The organism is Paramesorhizobium salinisoli, from assembly GCF_003335045.1.
GTDB classification, from domain to species: domain Bacteria; phylum Pseudomonadota; class Alphaproteobacteria; order Rhizobiales; family Rhizobiaceae; genus Paramesorhizobium; species Paramesorhizobium salinisoli.
The window spans coordinates 1-1,133 of sequence record NZ_QOZG01000084.1 but is presented as its reverse complement, the minus strand read 5'-3'; the positions used below and the strand labels follow the sequence as shown (position 1 = coordinate 1,133).

Here is a 1,133-nt window from a genome sequence, read left to right as displayed (position 1 = left end):
CTAGTGGATTGATTCCAACGTTTGGTGCCCCCGTTTAACAGCTGCGATGATCTTGTCGGGGTTGGCTTTCCAGATGAATGGCTTTGGTTCCAGATTGTGCTCTTTGACGAAGCGGTTGATGGCGGCCTGCAGATCAACAACGGAATGAAAGACGCCGTGCTTCAAACGCCGGCGCGTGAGTTTTGCGAAGAACCCCTCGACGGCGTTCAACCATGAGCAAGATGTTGGAACGAAGTGAAAGGTCCATCGCGGATGCCTTGCCAGCCAAGCGCGGACCTTTGGCTGCTTATGGGTCGCGTAGTTGTCGAGAATGACGTGGACGGCCTTATCTTTAGGCAGTTCGGCTTCGATAGCGTTGAGGAAGCGGATGAACTCCTGATGCCGGTGACGCTGCGTGTTGCGAACGATCACCGAGCCGTCGAGAGTATTAAGAGCGGCGAACAGGGTGGTGGTGCCGTGGCGTTTATAATCATGGGTCATCGTGCCGCTCCGGCCCTTCTTCATGGGGAGACCCGGCTGCGTCCGGTCGAGCGCCTGGATCTGGCTCTTTTCATCGACGGACAAGACAATGGCATGGGCCGGAGGTGAGACGTAGAGGCCGACGACGTCGTGAAGCTTCTCGGCAAAAGCCTTGTCATTCGACAGTTTGAAGCTGCGCCAGCGATGCGGCGCAAGGCCATGCTCATGCCAGATCTTGACGACCGAAGAGGCTGCAATCCCCACTGCCTTGGCCATCGCACGAACGGTCCAGTGCGTCGCCTCCTGCCGAGGCGTCTCAAGCGTAAGGGCGACGACCCGCTCAACGAGTTCGCCATCAAGCGGTGCAATGCCGGGCGGTCGGCTCTTGTCGCGCAAAAGCCCGTCCACGCCCTCGCACATGAAACGCTCTTGCCAGCGCCAGACGCAGGTCTTGGATTTCCCGGTCGCTGCCATGATTGCGACCGTTCCAGGCCATCGCCGCTCATCAAAATGATTTTCGCCCGCCATACATGCTTCTGCCGCGAACTGCCGGCGGCGACGATTGCCTCAAGCCGAGCCCGATCGCCGGCGGTGACGTCAAATGTGATCCCTGTGCGCATAGGGAATCGTCGCACATCCGACATTGGATTCATTCGTCTCGATCAATCAACTAG

Annotated in this window: 1 pseudogene; it reads right to left on the bottom strand. The window is 58.3% G+C overall.

The features are described from left to right. A pseudogene (locus DUT91_RS25000) lies at positions 1-1,079 on the bottom strand (IS630 family transposase). Positions 1,080-1,133 lie beyond the last annotated feature (54 nt).